At 72.1% G+C, this 15932-nt stretch carries 14 protein-coding genes; 5 read left to right on the top strand and 9 right to left on the bottom strand.

What is annotated here, in order from left to right:
- Nucleotides 1–24: 24 nt before the first annotated feature.
- The 5 genes from AC6EXY_RS06990 to AC6EXY_RS07010 form a co-directional block, all read right to left on the bottom strand.
- On the bottom strand, nucleotides 25–1599 hold the full coding sequence (locus tag AC6EXY_RS06990) for a phosphotransferase (RefSeq protein ID WP_499816883.1): 1575 nt from the start codon (nucleotides 1597–1599) through the stop codon (nucleotides 25–27).
- Entirely contained in the window at nucleotides 1596–2390 is a 795-nt protein-coding gene (locus AC6EXY_RS06995) for a hypothetical protein (RefSeq protein WP_101832946.1), read from the bottom strand. Before AC6EXY_RS06995 ends, AC6EXY_RS06990 begins: the two co-directional genes overlap by 4 nt.
- A 19-nt stretch (nucleotides 2391–2409) precedes the next feature.
- Nucleotides 2410–3270, bottom strand: coding sequence for a vWA domain-containing protein (locus tag AC6EXY_RS07000; protein WP_101832945.1), 861 nt, complete (start codon nucleotides 3268–3270; stop codon nucleotides 2410–2412).
- Between the two features lie 68 nt (nucleotides 3271–3338).
- The gene (locus AC6EXY_RS07005; RefSeq protein WP_499816884.1) at nucleotides 3339–4043 is read right to left on the bottom strand and encodes a hypothetical protein; all 705 of its coding nucleotides are present in this window, start codon (nucleotides 4041–4043) and stop codon (nucleotides 3339–3341) included.
- Nucleotides 4040–4465: a hypothetical protein gene (locus tag AC6EXY_RS07010; protein ID WP_499816885.1), complete on the bottom strand. Its 426-nt coding sequence runs from the start codon at nucleotides 4463–4465 to the stop codon at nucleotides 4040–4042. Before AC6EXY_RS07010 ends, AC6EXY_RS07005 begins: the two co-directional genes overlap by 4 nt.
- Here AC6EXY_RS07010 and AC6EXY_RS07015 point away from each other — a divergent pair, their 5' ends adjacent.
- Nucleotides 4466–4840: a hypothetical protein gene (locus AC6EXY_RS07015; protein WP_499816886.1), complete on the top strand. Its 375-nt coding sequence runs from the start codon at nucleotides 4466–4468 to the stop codon at nucleotides 4838–4840.
- Between the two features lie 258 nt (nucleotides 4841–5098).
- Nucleotides 5099–5482, top strand: coding sequence for a response regulator transcription factor (locus AC6EXY_RS07020; RefSeq protein WP_165818484.1), 384 nt, complete (start codon nucleotides 5099–5101; stop codon nucleotides 5480–5482).
- Here the strand turns inward: AC6EXY_RS07020 and AC6EXY_RS07025 are convergent.
- On the bottom strand, nucleotides 5464–6150 hold the full coding sequence (locus AC6EXY_RS07025; RefSeq protein WP_243407748.1) for a response regulator transcription factor: 687 nt from the start codon (nucleotides 6148–6150) through the stop codon (nucleotides 5464–5466). The two genes, AC6EXY_RS07020 and AC6EXY_RS07025, sit on opposite strands and share 19 nt — an antisense overlap.
- A 164-nt stretch (nucleotides 6151–6314) precedes the next feature.
- Entirely contained in the window at nucleotides 6315–8315 is a 2001-nt protein-coding gene (locus AC6EXY_RS07030; RefSeq protein WP_499816916.1) for a sensor histidine kinase, read from the bottom strand.
- Between the two features lie 503 nt (nucleotides 8316–8818).
- Here AC6EXY_RS07030 and AC6EXY_RS07035 point away from each other — a divergent pair.
- Genes AC6EXY_RS07035 through AC6EXY_RS07045 form a run of 3 tightly spaced genes read left to right on the top strand, consistent with a single transcriptional unit; the run spans nucleotide 8819 to nucleotide 12050 of the window.
- Complete coding sequence (locus AC6EXY_RS07035; protein ID WP_101833000.1) at nucleotides 8819–9988, top strand: DUF262 domain-containing protein; 1170 nt, start codon at nucleotides 8819–8821, stop codon at nucleotides 9986–9988.
- Complete coding sequence (locus tag AC6EXY_RS07040; protein ID WP_101832999.1) at nucleotides 9981–11093, top strand: DUF3696 domain-containing protein; 1113 nt, start codon at nucleotides 9981–9983, stop codon at nucleotides 11091–11093. Before AC6EXY_RS07035 ends, AC6EXY_RS07040 begins: the two co-directional genes overlap by 8 nt.
- A gap of 6 nt (nucleotides 11094–11099) precedes the next feature.
- Entirely contained in the window at nucleotides 11100–12050 is a 951-nt protein-coding gene (locus tag AC6EXY_RS07045; protein WP_499816887.1) for a hypothetical protein, read from the top strand.
- Between the two features lie 81 nt (nucleotides 12051–12131).
- On the opposite strand, the gene AC6EXY_RS07050 is transcribed toward AC6EXY_RS07045, so the two are convergent.
- The gene (locus AC6EXY_RS07050) at nucleotides 12132–13565 is read right to left on the bottom strand and encodes an NAD-dependent succinate-semialdehyde dehydrogenase (protein WP_499816888.1); all 1434 of its coding nucleotides are present in this window, start codon (nucleotides 13563–13565) and stop codon (nucleotides 12132–12134) included.
- Nucleotides 13562–15922 (bottom strand): acetate--CoA ligase family protein, encoded by a 2361-nt coding sequence (locus AC6EXY_RS07055; protein ID WP_499816889.1) that lies wholly within the window; start codon nucleotides 15920–15922, stop codon nucleotides 13562–13564. The genes AC6EXY_RS07050 and AC6EXY_RS07055 overlap by 4 nt, the downstream gene beginning before the upstream one ends.
- Nucleotides 15923–15932: the final 10 nt, after the last annotated feature.

Here is a 15932-nt window from a genome sequence, read left to right on the forward strand (position 1 = left end):
CTGGCTGTTGCCCTGGCTTGGACATCACGTTCCCCCCGGAGGTCCTCGTCGGCGCCGCGCTCGGATCGCGAAAAGGAACAGGACGAGCAGCACCGGCACCAGGGCGAACGCCGCGGCGCCCGCCAGCCCCAGCGCGGGGCTGAGCGCGCCGACGAGGACAGCCCAGACCGCCATCGCCACCACCGCGACAGGCAGGGCCCGGCCGAGTGCGCGCAGCGCCCTCCCCGCGGACCTGCCCCGGCCAGCAGCGGGACCCGGTCCGGCGGCGCCCGCCGATCTCCCGCGGTTTCCCCGTCCGGCGCGGGTCGCCGATGGGGAACCGCCCGCAGGCGGCGCGGGCGGCGACGCCGTCGGGGTGCCCGCCGGGGCCGCCTGTGTCCGCGCTGGCGGTGAGAGAGGCGGGGTGGAACCGCCTGTCTGCTGCCACCAGGTGGCTCCCGGCTGGGGAGGGGCGGGTGACGCGCCGACGGTGGTGGGAACGTCGGGCCAGGGCGACGCGTTGGCGCCGCCGGTCTGGTCGAGCCGGGACGGCCGCGCGGGAGCGGGAGCCGGAGGGACGGGAGGCGTGGAGGCCGCGGAGGCGGCTGAGGTGGCAGAGGTGGCGGTGGTGGCGGTGGTGCGCGTCCACCAGGGCAGGGGGGCTTGGAGCAGTGCTTCCAGGTCGGTGCTGGCCGTCCAGTCCGGAGCGCAGCAGGCGCGCAGCCGGGCGGCGAGGCGGTCGATCTCCGGGTCGTGCAGCCGGTCGACGCGCGTCCATGCCTGGGTCTGGTGCGGCGGCTGGTAGTCGCGCCGTCCGAACAGCAGGTTCTCGCCGTCGTTGAGCTGGTCCCACTGGGTTGGTTCGCGGGCGAGCGCCAGCAGCGACAGGTAGATGACGAGCCCCGGGAAGGTGTCCATCCACGGGCCCCAGACCCGGTTCTCGGGCTGGTAGTTGCGGTGGCCGCCCTCGGACGGTGGCGGCAGGCCCTCGAAGGGGGCGATCCACGAGCTGTCGAAGTCGACGAGCCGGGGCCGGCCGGTGTCGTCGACGAGCACGTTGCCGTGCTGCAGATCGCCGTGGGCGAAGCGGGCGGCCTGGGCTCGGCGCAGCAGGTCGCGCCATGCGCCGGCGAGGGTGGCCAGCGCATCGCGGTCGTCGTCGTCGACGAGGTCCTCGACGTGCTGGTCGAGGGGGCGGCCCGCGACCCATTCCATCTGGACCATCGGCCAGCGCTGACCGTTGACGAGGATCGCCCGTTCCACCCACTGGCAGGCCGCGACGTCGCCGGTGAGGCCGCGCTCGGTGAACCAGGTGTTGAGCGCCGTGTACCGCTGCTGGGTGGAGGCGTCGTCGCGGGTGAAGAAACGCAGCGCCTGAGGGGTGCCGCCGACCGTCGCGCGGAACACGACGGCGGTGCTGCCCGAGGCGGGGACGGGAATGCCCAGCATCGGGTGTGTGTCGAAGGTGGCCGCGGCGAGGTCGGGCCGGTCGAACACGACGTCGGGCCGCTGCACGGCCCGGATGTAGTCCTCGGCGGACGGGTAGGCGGGCGACTCGCGGGTGGAGGCCGGGCCGGCCGGGCGGTCCGGCGGGCGGGAGGCCGATCGGCGGGTGGTCACAGGCACATCACCAGATCCCCGGGCGCCTCGGTGAGCAGGCGCACCCGCAGCAGTGTGACGTCGTCGTTGTGCAGCCGACCGGCCGCACGCTGGTCCGCGACGATCGCCGCGAACGCCGCGTCGTGGTCGAGCGCGGCGAGCGCCCACCACAGCGACGACTCGTCGCGCGCGGCCTCGACCAGCAGCCACTGGGCCAGCGCGTCGGTGGCGACGAAGAGCACGTCGCCGGCGCGGACCTCGCCGGCGCCCAGCTCCAGGTCCCGCAGCATCGGGTCGAGCGCCTCCGGGCGGGTGCCGACACCGGCGGGCGACAGGCCGAACTCGTCGACGCCGATCGGCGGGAAGTGGCTGAGCAGCCGACCGTCGCGGATGTGGAAGAGCACGGTGTCACCGAGCGCGGCGGCTTCCCAGCGGGCGCCGGGCCCGTCGAGGTCGGCGAGTCGGCAGCCCAGAAAGGTCGCGAACGATCCTTCGGTGAGAAACTTGTGGCGCTCGATGACCGTCGCGAACCGGGCGGGTGCCTCGGCCGCCCACAGCCGCTGGACCTGCTCGAACCAGACGCCCAACGCGTCGTGGGTGATCGCCGGCCCGGTGTGTGCGACGAACGACGCAACCAGGTGTTCCACCCAGCGGATCGCGTCGTAGGCCTCGGTCGCGCCGTCGACGACCACGAACCGGGGTTCCACGCCCGCGGCCGGGTCGCCGTCGTGGTAGGCAGCGGCGTCCTCCCATTCCAGCGGGGCGCTGCCCTGCTTCTCCAGGGCGAAGCAGGTCGAGCAGGCGAGGATCATCGACTCGTCTCTCCGTCCCTTATCTGTCCCGGACGTCCGCGACCCTGGTGCCGATTTCCAGGAACCAGACGAGGGTGGCGAGACCGGCGTTGAACACGAACCCGCGGGCACCGTCGGCGATCTCCACCCGGGCGCCGCGCGCGTTCGCCACCATCGACGACGGCAGCACGCTGGAGATCCCGAACAGGTCCGGTCCCGGTTCGGGCAGCCCGGCGGCGGTGGTCGGGAACAGCACCTCGGGGGCGAGCCGCGGGGACAGGAAGATGTTGAACAGCAGCGCCCGGCCGTCCCGCGTCTCGATCGAGGTGAGCCGGGCGGCCCACTCGGTCAGGTCGGCGCCGTCGTACGGGCTGTCGGTGACCATCCCGTCGGTGATGTTGATGACGATCGGCGGGAACGAGTCGGGATGGTTCGCCGCCCACCCGTAGACGTGCTCGCCGGCCGCCGCGATGGCCTGGCACATCGGCGTCCGGTAGCCGAACACCGGCTCGATCCAGACCGGGAGCCGGGAGCCCGCGACGGCGTCGACCGTCTCGTCGTCCGGCCCGCCGCGCGGCGCCTCGACCCGCAGCGGACTGTCGAACACCTGCGGGATCGGCACGATCGGCTGCCCGCCCAGCGCCGGCTCGACACCCTCGCCACCCGCCACCGGGCAGGCGCCGTAGCCGAAGACGCCCACGTCGAAGTAGTGCCGGGCCCGGCCGCCGACCTCCTTCGCGGACTTCACGCACAGGTCGAGCAGGATCTTGTTCACCGCACGGGCGGCGCCCTCGGCGAGGGTGCCCCCGCTGGACTGCCACGGCTGCTTCATCGAGTCGGACCGGTCCAGCAGGAACACGATGCAGCCGGGGTTCGCGCGGGAGAAGGTCTGCTCGTACATGGATCATCCGTCCTGGTCATGGGTCAACGGGCGCGGGGTCAACGGGCGCGGGGGCGTCGGGAGCGGGGTCATCGGGAGCGCCGCCGGCGGCTCGCGACGACGGTGGCGGGCCAGGCGCTGCCCGGCTGCCAGGTCCACTCGTGGCCGTCGACGCGGCACCGGAACATGTGTCCGACAGGACCGTTCGCCGCGTCACCGGGCCTGGGGTCACCGGACCTGACGTCCACGCGGAACGCGCCGCACCGCGGGCACTGCACGACGCGGGGAGCCTCACCCAGCCGAGCGAGATCGCGGGGCGCCGCGCGGACCGGCGCCGTGCGCACCAGCTCGCGCGCCGCCGGCGCCGGGGCGCCTCTGTTCCACCAGTCGCCGCCAGAGCTGCCGCGGGAAGCACCGCCAGAAGCACCAGCGGACGCGCCGACGGGTGTGCCACCGACAGAGCCCGCCCTGCCGGCCGGCGGTGAGAACGGAGCCCCGGCGACGGTCCCGACCTCGGTCGGCCAGTCATCCGGTTCGACCTGCTGCTGGTGCGGGGCCCGCGGCGAGGCATCTCGCGGCCGGGGCTGCCACACCAACGCGGCCGCGATCAGGGTACTGGCGACGACAGCCCCGAGGACGACGGCGAACGAGGTCCACCAGCCCGGCGGATCGGGCAGCCACAGGGACCAGCCGAACAGGGCCGCGACCAGCGCAGCGGCAACCGTGGCCGCGAGGATCGCCAGGTGTCGGAGCGGATCCTCCCCGGTCCGCGCCGGTGCGCGCCGCGCGCTCACTTCGTGTTGATCCGCAGCCGCATGGGCACCTCGCCCGCCCGGTCGAGCGACAGGCAGTTCCCGCCCTGCGCCGACTTGGTCGTGGTGATGGCACCCGCGTCCCCCGCGCCTGCCCCCTCGTCGGCCAGATCCGGCGGGATCGCAGGCGAGCCCGTGGCCGTGGGGGTCGGGGTCGGGGCCGGGGTCGGATCGGCGAACTGCCAGCCGTCCGGCGGGCTGACGCAGACCCTGGCGGGCCCGGCCTTCGTCGACGGGGTGACCTCCACGCTGATGGTGACCTCCGGCGGGGGCGGTGCTGTGGACGTCGGGTCGAGGTCGACCAGCAGGCCGGCCAGGCCGACGGCGCCGAACGCGATGGCCGCCGCGTACGCCGGCGCCAGCGCCGGATTCCGCCACGGCGCGCGGCGGCTGGTCACGCGCATGTGAACTCCGCCGGGACACCACTCGAACCCGCCCGGCTCGGGGCGGACACGTTCACCGTGAAGGTCTGGGCGCCGGTGTACCTCCCGCCCACGTGGATGACCTGGCTCTCGCCCTCGTTGAGGAACCCGGACGAGGGCAAGACCGAGACGCCGGCGGCGGGCACGGCGGTCCAGCGAACCGAGCCATCGCGAGCGGAGATCTTCAGCTCGCTGTCGATGTTCGAGCAGTCGACCCGGTCGGTGCCGCTCGTCCCCCGCTGGGAGACGTCGACGGTCCCCGTCGAGTCCGGATGTTCCGAGCCGCCCCCCGACCCGCTCGATCCGCCGGACCCGCCCGAGCCACCGCCGACGCCACCCGAGCCCCCCGACCCGTGACCTGGGCCACCAGCGCCACCGGAGCCCGTGCTGATCTGAGAGGACGAGCCCGAGTCGCCGTTGTGCTGACCCTGGAGGACCACGAACAGGACGACCGCGACAAGCGCGCCTCCCAGCACGGCCAGCACTGCTTTCATGAGCGGAAGTCTCGGACGATCAGGACTGCGGCACATCGGTGCCAACCCGGACTTCCCGGACCCGAATATCTCCGTGTTACCCCTGAGGTCGCTGGGCGCACCCGGTGCTACCGTGCCACCGATGGACCGGGTGGCGGTGGGCCGCGTCTTCATCGTGGACGACAACGCGCCGTTCCGGACCGTCGCCCGCGCGCTGCTGGAAAGCGGCGGCTACCAGGTCGTCGGGGACGCCGCGACCGGGGCGGAGGCGCTGGCCCGGGTGCCCGCGACCGGTCCCGACGTGGTGCTGCTCGACGTCGCCCTGCCTGACATGGACGGCTTCAGCGTGTGCCGGGCACTGCGCGACGCCTCCCCCGGTGTCACGGTCGTGCTCTGCTCGGTGCGGGACGCCGAGCAGTACGGCGACGCGGTCGAGCGCTGCGCGGCCGCGGGCTTCCTGCCCAAGTCGGCGCTGGCGGCGGACACGCTGGCGCTGCTCGTCGCCCGTCAGGACGAGCGCAGGTAGGTCAGCACCGCGAGGACGCGGCGGTTGTGCTCGGTCTCGTCGGGCAGGGTGAGGCGCACAAAGATGTTGCGGACGTGCGTTTCGACGGTGCGGTTCGTCAGGTGCAGCGCGGCGGCGATCGCCGCGTTGGAACGGCCCTGCGCCATCAGCGCGAGGACCTGGCGCTCCCGCGGGCTGAGATGGGCCAGCTCGTCACGCCGGTTCCGGGCGCCAGCGCCGACCAGCATCGGGACGATCTCGGGATCGAACGCGCAGCCGTCGGCGGCGACCCTGCGTACGGCGTCGAGGAAGTCGGGGCCGGTCACCCGCTCCTTGAGGAGGTAGCCGACGCCCCGCGCGGAGCGCCCGATCAGCTCGTCGAGGTGCGCGACCTCCAGATGCTGGGACAGCAGCAGCGTGCCCGTGCCGGGATGGCGCTGCCGCAGCAGCAACGCGGCGCGCAGCCCCTCCAACCGCTGGGTGGGCGGCATCCGGATGTCGACGACCGCGATGTCCGGTCGGTGCCGCTCGACCGCCTCCAGCAGGCCGTCCGCGTCCCCGGCCTGTGCGACGACCTCGCAGCCGTCGCGGTGCAGCAGCTCGGCCAGGGCATCCCGGAACAGCGGTGCGTCGTCGGCGAGCACCACGCGCGTCGCCGTCCCGGACGGCACGCCCGGCACGGACGGCACGGACGGCACAGGCGGCACGGACGGCACAGGCAGCACAGGCGGCACAGGCAGCACAGGCGGCACAGGCAGCACGGACGGCACAGGCAGCACAGGCGGCACAGGCAGCACAGGCGGCACGGACGGTGTGGCTGGGGCGGACGGTGTGGACGGGATCTCGGCGCTGATCACGGCCCCTCCGGAGGCAACGAGGTGGGTAGGGACGGCTCATCGTGCCCGGGAGCGTCAACGGGTGTGAGCGACTCGGCCTCGCCGGACGGCTCGACCGGCAGGGGAAGTTCCGCATGGACGGAGGTCCCGGCGCCGGGCGCACTGTGCACGGCCAGGGCTCCGTCGAGCGCGGCGACCCGGTCCCGCAGCCCGAGCAGACCCGTTCCGGCGCGCTGTTCGGCGCCGCCCACGCCGTCGTCGGCGACGGTGACGAGCAGCCGACCGCCGGTCACCCGGACATGGATGTGCACGACCGACGCCTGGGCGTGCTTCGCCGCGTTCGTCACGGCCTCGGCGGCGACGAAGTACGCCGTCGCGGCCACCCGCGCCGGCAGCGGCGGCAGCGCGGGCCCGTCGACGACGCGCACCGGATACGGGCCGCGGGCGGCGAGGGCGCGCAGCGCGGGAAGAAGCCCGGCCTCCGTGAGTACCGCGGGGTGGATGCCGCGGGCGAGTTCCCGCAGGTCGCGCAGGGAGGCGTCCAGCCCGTCAGCCACACGTCCCAGCAGGGCGACGAGGTCGGGGTCGGGCGCCGCCGGACCGAGCCGGTCGCGCGCGAGCCGCAACAGCAGCGCGGTCGTGACGAGCTGCTGCTGGGCGCCGTCGTGCAGGTCGCGTTCGATCCGTCGGCGCTGCTCGTCGGCGGCGGCGACGATGCGGACCCGGGACGCGCGGACCTCCGCCAGCCGGGCCCGTGCCTCGGCGGCGAGCCTCTGGTTGTCCAGTTCGAGCGCGGCGGCCGCGGTCACCGCGCGCAGCACGTGCCGGTCGGCTCGCAGCGCCGGGTCGTGCAGGAGGACGGCGACGACTCGCGTGCCGCGCCGAACCGGCGTCACCGCGTCGGCCAGCCTGAGTACGACGGGCATCCCCTCGGCGTCCACATAGCCATCCGCGTCGTCGTCGCTGGCGCCGTGCGCCGAGGTGGTGGCATGCGCGGAGTTCGGGGAGCGCGCGGAGCTCGGGGAGCGCGCGGAGCTCGGAGAGCGCGCGGAGCTCGGAGAGCGCGCGGAGCTCGGAGAGCGCGCGGAGCTCGGAGAGCGCGCGGAGCTCGGAGAGCGCGCCGCGCTCGTGGGGTACGCGGCGCTGTCGGCGTGCGGCGCGTTGGGAGAGGTCGCGTTGGGAGAGGTCGTGGTGGGAGAGGTCGTGGTGGGAGAGGTCGTGGCGGTGAAGGGGCTGGGGTAGGCGATGCGCAGGGTCGGGTCGCCGAGGGCGCGGGCCAGCAGGTCGCGCAGGTCTTCCGGGGGTCCCTGCGGCAGCGCGAGCAGCAGGTCGCCGACGGCCGTCCGGCCGAGGCGGACACGCAACGCGCCGGCCAGGAACGCCAGCGGCAGCCCAAGCGTGGCGAGATGCGCGACATCGTTGACCAGCTGCGCGTCCTCCCCGGACAGCGCCGGATGCGCCAGCGACGCCGCGGTGCCGACCAGCCCGACGCCGTACACCGGCGCCAGCACACGCCGGGCGGGCGGGGTGGCGACCACCCAGCGTCGGATCAGCAGCAGGCCGACCACCACGGCCACCACAACCTGAACCCCGTCGATCACCTCGTCCTGTAGCTGGCCGTGGTTGGCGACGAACAGCAGGTTCGGCGTTACCGACTGGTAGAACGGCACCCCCGCCGGCACGGCGACGAGCACGAACAGGAACAGCGAACCCATCAGCGCCCGCTCGACCGGCGCCCGCAGGCTGCCCTCCGGGAACGCCAGCAGCAGGTGCACGAGGCACGCCGACGCGACACTGCGCAGGAACAGCCCGGCCGTGTGCGGCACCGGCTCTGTCGAGACCTGCAGGTCCTCGGCGAACCAGGCGATCCCGACCGTCACCATGCGCAGCCCGAGCCGACCCGGCCGGCGCAGGTGCACGACCGAGCCGGTCAGCAGGTAGAGGCCACCGACCATGCCGGAGAACAGGGTCGTGGTCGTGCCCCCGTCGCGGCCGCCGGCGGACACCGCGAGCACCATCGCACCGAAGACCGCCCCCGCCGCGGCGAGCAGCGGCACACCGTACGGGCCGCGCGCCGCGCTCCCCACCCCCGGACCATCCCCACCCTGGCCGCGACCACCGTTCGGACCGCTGATCGACTTTCGGAAAAGCTGATCCATTATCCGGCAATTCGGTGACCCTCGGCAAGGAGGTGACTCGCCTCCGGCAAAGGTTCGCGAGATGCGTCCCGCCCGGAGGAGGCGGAGCGATGTCGACCGCGACCGACGGGACGTGACCGCCTGGAGTCGACGTCGGCGCTCGGTGGCGATGCGGAGGCGGCCAACTACCAGATCACGAGTTCCGGGCCGGTCGATCTGCGGCCAGCCGACTCCGACCGACTCCTCTCCCTATCCTCGGCGTATCTCCTCGCGTCAGGAACCACGGCCGGTCCAGCATCACCGTGACCAGCCACCCGGCTCCGGACGGATAGATTACTGACACGGGGAGCGACAGCAGTCACGGCGGAGCGGGTTGGGACGGTATGAGCGACAGCATGGCATCGGGGGATGTGCCAGAGGAGCATGATTCGCTTGGCCGCAGCACGGGAGTCGAGGCCGAGGAGCCGCAGGACACGGACCTGATTCGTCGGCCGTTCGACCCGGACAAGATCGACGTCATTACCCGGACGCCCACCGTCGACCTCCTGCTCTCGCGGATTCGCCACGGCACCCTCGACCTTGAACCCGAGTTCCAGCGACAGCGAGGAATCTGGACTGATCAACGCCAGAGCCGCCTCATCGAGTCCCTGCTCCTCCGCATACCGCTGCCCACCCTGTACGCCGCCGAGGGCGAGGACGAGATCTGGACCGTCGTCGACGGGATACAGCGGCTGACCGCCATCTCGCGATTCATCGAGCCGCAGGTCAACGGCGCCGACCGGCTCATCCTGAGTAGCCTGGAGTACCTTGGGAAATCGTACAACGGAGCGTCCTACGATGGCCTTCCTGGACGGCTCCAGACCCGACTTCGGGAGACGGAGCTGGTAGTTCATCTCATCAGGCCAGGAACACCAGAGGAGGTGATGTTCAACATCTTCGCGCGCATCAACACCGGCGGGATGCCACTTTCCACGCAGGAGCTCCGACACGCCCTCATCAAAGGGCCAGCACGCGATCTGCTCCGAACCTGGTCCAGATCGACCGAGTTCATCAACGCCACAAGCGGCAGTGTCCGCGAGGAGCGGATGGCCGATCGCGAGATGGTCCTCCGCTTCATTGCTTTCCGCATCACCTCACCGGGTGACTACACCTCACAGGACTTCGACGCATTCCTGCGGGAAGCAATGAGGAGCACCAACACTCTCAGCCACGATCAGCGGGATGGCCTGCAGCAGGAGTTCAACAAGGCCATGCAAGCTGCCGGCGACATCTTTGGGCCACACGCCTTCCGGAAACAGTATCCAGGCAGAAGCAATCGATTTCCGATCAACAAGGCGATTTTCGAGGCGGTGGCCGTCAATCTCGCAACTCTGACCGACACACAGATCCAGGCCCTGGTGGAACGCAAGGATGCAGTGAATTCCCAGTTCGCTCTACTGATGACCAACCAGGCATTCGAGAGATCGGTATCACAGGGCACCGGAGATGTCGCCAAGGTCAAGCTGCGATTCGGCCAGGTCAGGGAATTGTTTCGCGAGGTTCTCGGTGATTGATCGCCTCCGGCTCCAGAACTTCAAGGCGTTCGCCGCGCTGGACCTCGCCGTTGCACCGCTCACCCTGCTGTCCGGCATCAACGCGGTCGGAAAGAGCACCGTCCTCCAGTCACTCGCGGTACTGCGGCAGTCCTTCGATGCCGGCACGCTCGCCGACGACGGCCTCCTGCTGAACGGCGAGCTTGTCGATCTGGGCACCGGTCAGGATCTTCTCCATGAGGACTACCGCACGAGCGACGGTGAACTACAGATCGCCATCTCGCTATCGGCGGACGGGCACGAGTACCGCTGGTCCATGCGATACAGCCGGGAGGCCGATCTGCTCCATATCGACGACCAGCCGCCGCCGCGCACCTACGACGTCGCCCTCTTCCGACGAGGCTTCCAGTACCTGCGGGCCGACCGTGTAGTCCCTGCCGTCTCCTACCCCAAGTCCTACGAGAACGCGATCCGCCGAGGATTCCTGGGGGCTACCGGAGAACACACGTTCAACTACCTGCGATTCCATCAGGACGACCACCTGCCGGACGCCACGACAACCCATCCCGACGCCGCCTCGTCCTCGCTACTCGACCAGGTCACCGCCTGGATGCAGCAGCTGTGTCCGGGCGTGAACCTTCGCGTGAACGATCTGGAGGGCACGGACCTCGTCCGCCTGAACTACGGATTTTTCGGCACCGCGGGCATCAGCTCCACGAACCGTTACCGCCCGACCAACGTCGGATTCGGCCTCACCTACGTCCTCCCCGTGGTGGTCGCCTGCCTCACCGTCGAGCCGGGCAGCGTCATTCTTCTCGAAAACCCTGAGGCCCACCTTCACCCCCGGGGCCAGACGCTCATGGGCAGGCTGGCCAGCCTGACTGCGGCGCGTGGCGTGCAGATCTTCATGGAGAGCCATAGCGACCATGTCCTCAACGGCGTTCGGCTCGCCGTCAAGCAGAGTGTCCTTGACACGGCGGACGTGGCCCTCCAGTACTTTGAGCGGTCCGCCTCCGACGAGGTGACCTCGACCCGTCCCATGGTTGGCCCTGACGGCATGCTCTCAGTGTGGCCGGACGGATTTTTCGATGAATGGGACCACTCCCTGGATGATCTCCTCTCGTAGGAACTGATGACTATCCTCCTCTTCTTGAATGAGAAGTCGCATGACGGCGTGGGCGACGATGACCGGCGCACGGACCGCGAGAACGCGGGCGATCTCCTCACTGATTTCGTTCGCCTCCTGGTCGAGATCCGGAAGCAGCGTCGTGACGTCGCGCTCGTCTCCGCGATGCCCATCCGCGAGATCAGGTTCGGCGGCGACTACGTCTTCGCCCGCTGGGCGGGCGATCACAGGAACAGGGAGCATCTCCGCCTACTCAAGGCCGTCATGAACCGCGCCCCTTTTCAGGATATCGGGCCGCTCAGTGCAGACGGACTGGTCTCCTACCTCCTCGATGAGCAGGAGGTCGACGGCTTGGGGTACGCGCACGCTTTCGGTGGCCTGGCAGTGAGCATGATGACCGCCGAGCGGTGGAATGCCGCAGAGATCGACGTAGTCCGCCGCGAACTCGTGGAGCACGACGACTCCGGTCTCGATCTTGTCGATAGAACGACAACCGTGCGCCACGCAGCCACTCGCCAGCACGTAAATTCCCATGGCTCCTGGCTGGCCGGCGCCGGATTACGCCAGCTGCATACCCCCAGTCACCTCTGGAACGCGAGAGCGGACCTGTTTCCTCATCTCGCCTTCCTCGCTCGGGTGGAGAGCGATCTCCTTGCACTCGGCCCCGTGCATCTCAGGCAGGTGTCCGACCGGCTCCTTGAGCTGGAGAAGGCGATGTCGTCGTGGAATCCCAGAATCACCGCCGCGCCGGCGTGGATGTCCAAAGTGACACCGGAGGCCGAGCAGCGCAGACTGCTATGCGTGTTCGAAGATCTCGACGGGACAAGGCGCTCCTTTGATCTGCATGCCAGATTCACTCCGGGCGCGGGTCGCATCCATTTCAGGACCGAGTACGCGGCGCGCCGGATTATCGTGGCCTACATAGGAACAAAAATCGAACACAGACGGACGGGTTGACGCCTGCCGCCCTGGACGTGGGCCGGGTGCGTCGCCGTGCCGCGGCTGGCGACGCACCCGGTCCGGGTCGCGTGGCGCGGGCTAGCCGCGGCTGATGTACTTGAGGCGCTGGAAGGCGCGGACGCCCTCGACGCCGCCCTCGGTGCCGAGGCCGCTGAGGTGGAAGCCGCCGAACGGGGTCTCGGGGAAGGACGGCTTCCAGCTGTTGACGGCGACGGAACCGGCCTCCATCTCGTCGGTGATCCGCGCGATCGCCCGGGAGTCGTGCGTCCAGGCGTAGGACGCCAGGCCGAACGGCAGGCGGTTGGCCTCGGCGAGCGCCTCGTCGAGATCGTCGACGCGGGCGACGGTCTTGAGCGGGCCGAACGGTTCGACGGTGGCGGCGCGGGCGTCGGCGGGGACGCCGGTGAGCACGGTCGGGCTCCAGAACGTGCCGGTGTCGCCGAGGCGGTGGCCGCCGGTTGCGACGGTGGCGCCGCGGGTGCGGGCGTCGTCGGTCATCTCGGCCAGCGCGGTCAGGCGGCGGTCGGTGGCGACCGGGCCCATCTGGGTGCTGGGGTCGCGGCCGTCGCCGACCTTCAGGGACTCGACCGCCGAGACGAACGTGTCGAGGAACTGGTCGTAGACGCTGGCGTGCACGAGGAATCGGGTGGGCGACGTGCACACCTGGCCGGAGTTGCGCAGACAGGCGGGTATGGCGGTGCGGGCGACCCGTTCGACGTCCACGTCACCAAGGATGATCACGGGCGCGTGGCCGCCGAGTTCCAGGGTGGTGCGGACCATCGAGGGGGCGGCGAGGCGGTTCAGTTCGGCGCCGACGGCCGTCGACCCGGTGAACGTCAGCCCCTTGATCCGCGGCGACTCGGCGAGGGTGCGGCCGATCAGCGGCGGATCGCCGAACACGATGTTCAGCGCGCCGTCGGGGACGCCGGCCGCGAGCAGCGACTCGGCGAGGATCAGCGCGGCGCTCGGCGCCTCCTCCGCGGGCTTGAGGATCACCGAGCAGCCGGCGGCGAGCGCCCCGCCGAGCTTGCGGGCCGGGGTGATCGCCGGGGCGTTCCACGGCGCGAAGGCGGCCACCGGACCGACCGGTTCGAGCACGGAGTACTGCAGGACGCCCGGGTCGCGGGCCGGGATCACCTGGCCGTAGCCGCGGCGCGCCTCCTGCGCGGCCCACTCGACGTGCTCGGCGGCGAGCGTCACCTCGGCGCGGGACTCGGCGAGCGGCTTGCCGAGCTCCAGCGTGATGACCATCGCTACCTCGTCGATCCGCTCGCGGAATCGGCGGGCGCCCTCGGCGAGGATCCGGGCCCGCTCGATCGGCGGCACCGCCCGCCATACGCGGAACCCGGCCTCGGCGGCGTCGAGGGCCGCGCCGATCTCGGCCCGGGTGGCGACCGGGAGGTGGGTGAGCGTCTCCCCGGTGGCCGGGTTGATGACGGGCAGCGTGGCGCCGCCGCTGCCGGCGGTCCACGTCCCCCCGATGAGCATGCGGGGGGTGGGGTGCTCGGTCATGCTCGGGCCTCCTCGTCGGTGGGGCCGTCGGCCGCGAGGGGGTCGTCGGCGGTGTTCGGGGTGGCGGCGGGCTGGGCGCGCAGGTGGACGACGGCGTCGAGGGCGAGGGCGCCCTCGCCCTGGGCGCGGACCAGCACCGGGTTGATCTCGGCCTCGAGCACGTCCGAGCGTTCGGCAAGCCGCGAGACGGCGGCGATCAGCGCGGCGAGCGCGGGCAGGTCGCCGGGGGGAGCGCCGCGGTAGCCGCGCAGGACGGTGGTCGCGCGCACCTCGTCGAGCATCGCGGCGGCGGTCGCCTCGTCGACCGGGGCGAGCCGGATCGCGCGGTCGGCGTACAGCTCGGTGAGCACGCCACCGGCCGCGACGAGGACGAGCGGACCGACATAGGGGTCGACGCGGTAGCCGACGAGCATGTCGCCGAGCCCGGATTCCATCGTCTGGACGAGTACCTGGGTGACGTCGACCTCGGCGTGCTCGGCGACGGCCGCGCGGATGTCCCGGGCGGCGGCGGCGAGCCCCGCGGCGTCGACCCGCAGCCGCACCCCGCCGACGTCGCTCTTGTGCCCGAGCTCCCCCGTCAGCGCCTTGACCGCGACCGGAAAACGCAGGTCCGCCGATCCCGTGGCGGCGGAGACGGCCGCGCCGTCAGCAGTCGAAGCGGTGCCGGTCGCGGACGTGGCGGCGGCCGGCGGGCCCAGCTCGTCGATGGTGAGGACGCGGTACTCCGCCGCGCGGACGCCGAGCGGCGCGAGCAGCGCGTAGGACGCCGCCTCGTCGAGACGACGGCCCACTCCCCCGACGGCCGCACCGACGTCGGCGCCGACGTCAGTGCCGAGGTCGGTGCCGACACTGGCGCTGTGGTCGGGGGCGGCGCTGGTGCCGACGCCGCCGGTGGGGGGACCGGGACGCGGGGCGGTGCTGGGGGACCGGCGGGCGAGGGCGGCGTAGGTCGTGTCGGCGCAGGACTCGGGCGTGCCGAAGGCCGGCACGCCGGCGGCCCGCAGCGACGCCAGCGCCTCGGGAGCGTGCGGGACGAGGAAGGCGGCGAGGCCCGGCCGGTCCGCCCGATCGATGATCGGCTGGACGGCGAACGTCGGCGAGAACCGGGCGGACGAGCCGACGACGGCGATGACCAGGTCGAACTCGCCGCAGCCGAGCATCGTGTCCAGGGCTGCGGACATCACCTCGGGGCGGGTGCCGGCCAGGGTGAGGTCGACGATCGCCCCGGGCGCCGCCGGTGCGCCGGCCGCGGCGAGCGCGTCGAGCGTGGCGGCCGACGGCCCGACGACCGTCACCCCGCGCACGCCGAGCTGGTCGACGACCATCGCCGCGCCGCCGCCGGTCGTGGTGACGACGCCGACCCGCGCCGCGGCGACCGGCGCCGGGGTCGCGGGGACGCGGCCGAGCAGCGGCAGCCCCTCGAGCAGGCCGTCGAGGGTGTGCACCCGGGCGATGCCGCAGTCGGCGAGGAAGGCGTCGGCGACGTCGTCCTCGCCGGCGAGGACGCCGGTGTGGGAGGTGGCGAGCTCGGCGGCGGCGGCGGACCGGCCCAGCTTGTAGGCGAGCACCGGCCGTCCCCGCTTGGCGGCGGCCGCGGCGAAGGCCCGCAGCTCACCGGCGTGCCGCAGGTTCTCCAGGAACAGCAGGTAGCCGGTGACGGCGGGGTCGGCGAGCGTCTCCTGGCAGATCTCGCCGATGCTGAGATCCACCTCGCCGCCGACCGACACCAGGTGCGAGAAAGCGGTCCCAGCGACCCTCCCTCGGGACAGCAGCGCGCCGATCATGCTACCGGAGTGCGAGGCGACGACGATCCCGCCCGTCCCGCCGGCACCGGCACCGGCACCGGTGACGTCGGCGAAGGCGGCGTTGGCGGTGAGGGTGAGGCCGTTGCGGGTGTTCACGACGCCGAGGCTGGACGGGCCCAGCAGCCGGATCCCGTAGCGGGCGGCGACCTGTTCCAGCTCGCGCTGGCGCTGCGCGCCGGCCGGCCCGGCCTCGGCGAACCCGCCGGCCAGCACCGTCACCAGCGGAACGCCGCGGCGTCCGCACTGTTCGACGGCGCCGACGGTGGCGGCCGTCGGCGTCATGAGGAACGCGTGGTCGGGCACCTCGGGCAGATCCTCGATCGAGGAGTAGACCGGTTCCGCGCCGATCGAACGACGGCCGCTGTTGATCGGGTACACGTTCCCGGCGTAGCCGCTGCCCCGCAGATAGCCGAGCGGCCGCGAGGACGCCTTCGTCGGATCGGCGGACGCGCCGACGAGCGCCACGGCCCGAGGCGCGAACAAGGCCGCCGCCAGCGCCTCCCCCCGCAACGGCACGCGAGCCGCGTCCCTCGTCATCTCGGCCCCCGTCATCTCGGCCATC

It is taken from the genome of Frankia sp. RB5, assembly GCF_059816245.1.

Bases quoted from the DNA above. Each gene is read 5' to 3' on its own strand.
- AC6EXY_RS06995 (WP_101832946.1), bottom strand. From the start codon at position 2,390: ATGATCCTCGCCTGCTCGACCTGCTTCGCCCTGGAGAAGCAGGGCAGC.
- AC6EXY_RS07000 (WP_101832945.1), bottom strand. From the start codon at position 3,270: ATGTACGAGCAGACCTTCTCCCGCGCGAACCCCGGCTGCATCGTGTTC.
- AC6EXY_RS07010 (WP_499816885.1), bottom strand. From the start codon at position 4,465: ATGCGCGTGACCAGCCGCCGCGCGCCGTGGCGGAATCCGGCGCTGGCG.
- AC6EXY_RS07020 (WP_165818484.1), top strand. From the start codon at position 5,099: ATGGACCGGGTGGCGGTGGGCCGCGTCTTCATCGTGGACGACAACGCG.
- AC6EXY_RS07030 (WP_499816916.1), bottom strand. From the start codon at position 8,315: ATGGTGCTCGCGGTGTCCGCCGGCGGCCGCGACGGGGGCACGACCACG.
- AC6EXY_RS07035 (WP_101833000.1), top strand. From the start codon at position 8,819: ATGAGCGACAGCATGGCATCGGGGGATGTGCCAGAGGAGCATGATTCG.
- AC6EXY_RS07045 (WP_499816887.1), top strand. From the start codon at position 11,100: ATGACTATCCTCCTCTTCTTGAATGAGAAGTCGCATGACGGCGTGGGC.
- AC6EXY_RS07050 (WP_499816888.1), bottom strand. From the start codon at position 13,565: ATGACCGAGCACCCCACCCCCCGCATGCTCATCGGGGGGACGTGGACC.
- AC6EXY_RS07055 (WP_499816889.1), bottom strand. From the start codon at position 15,922: ATGACGGGGGCCGAGATGACGAGGGACGCGGCTCGCGTGCCGTTGCGG.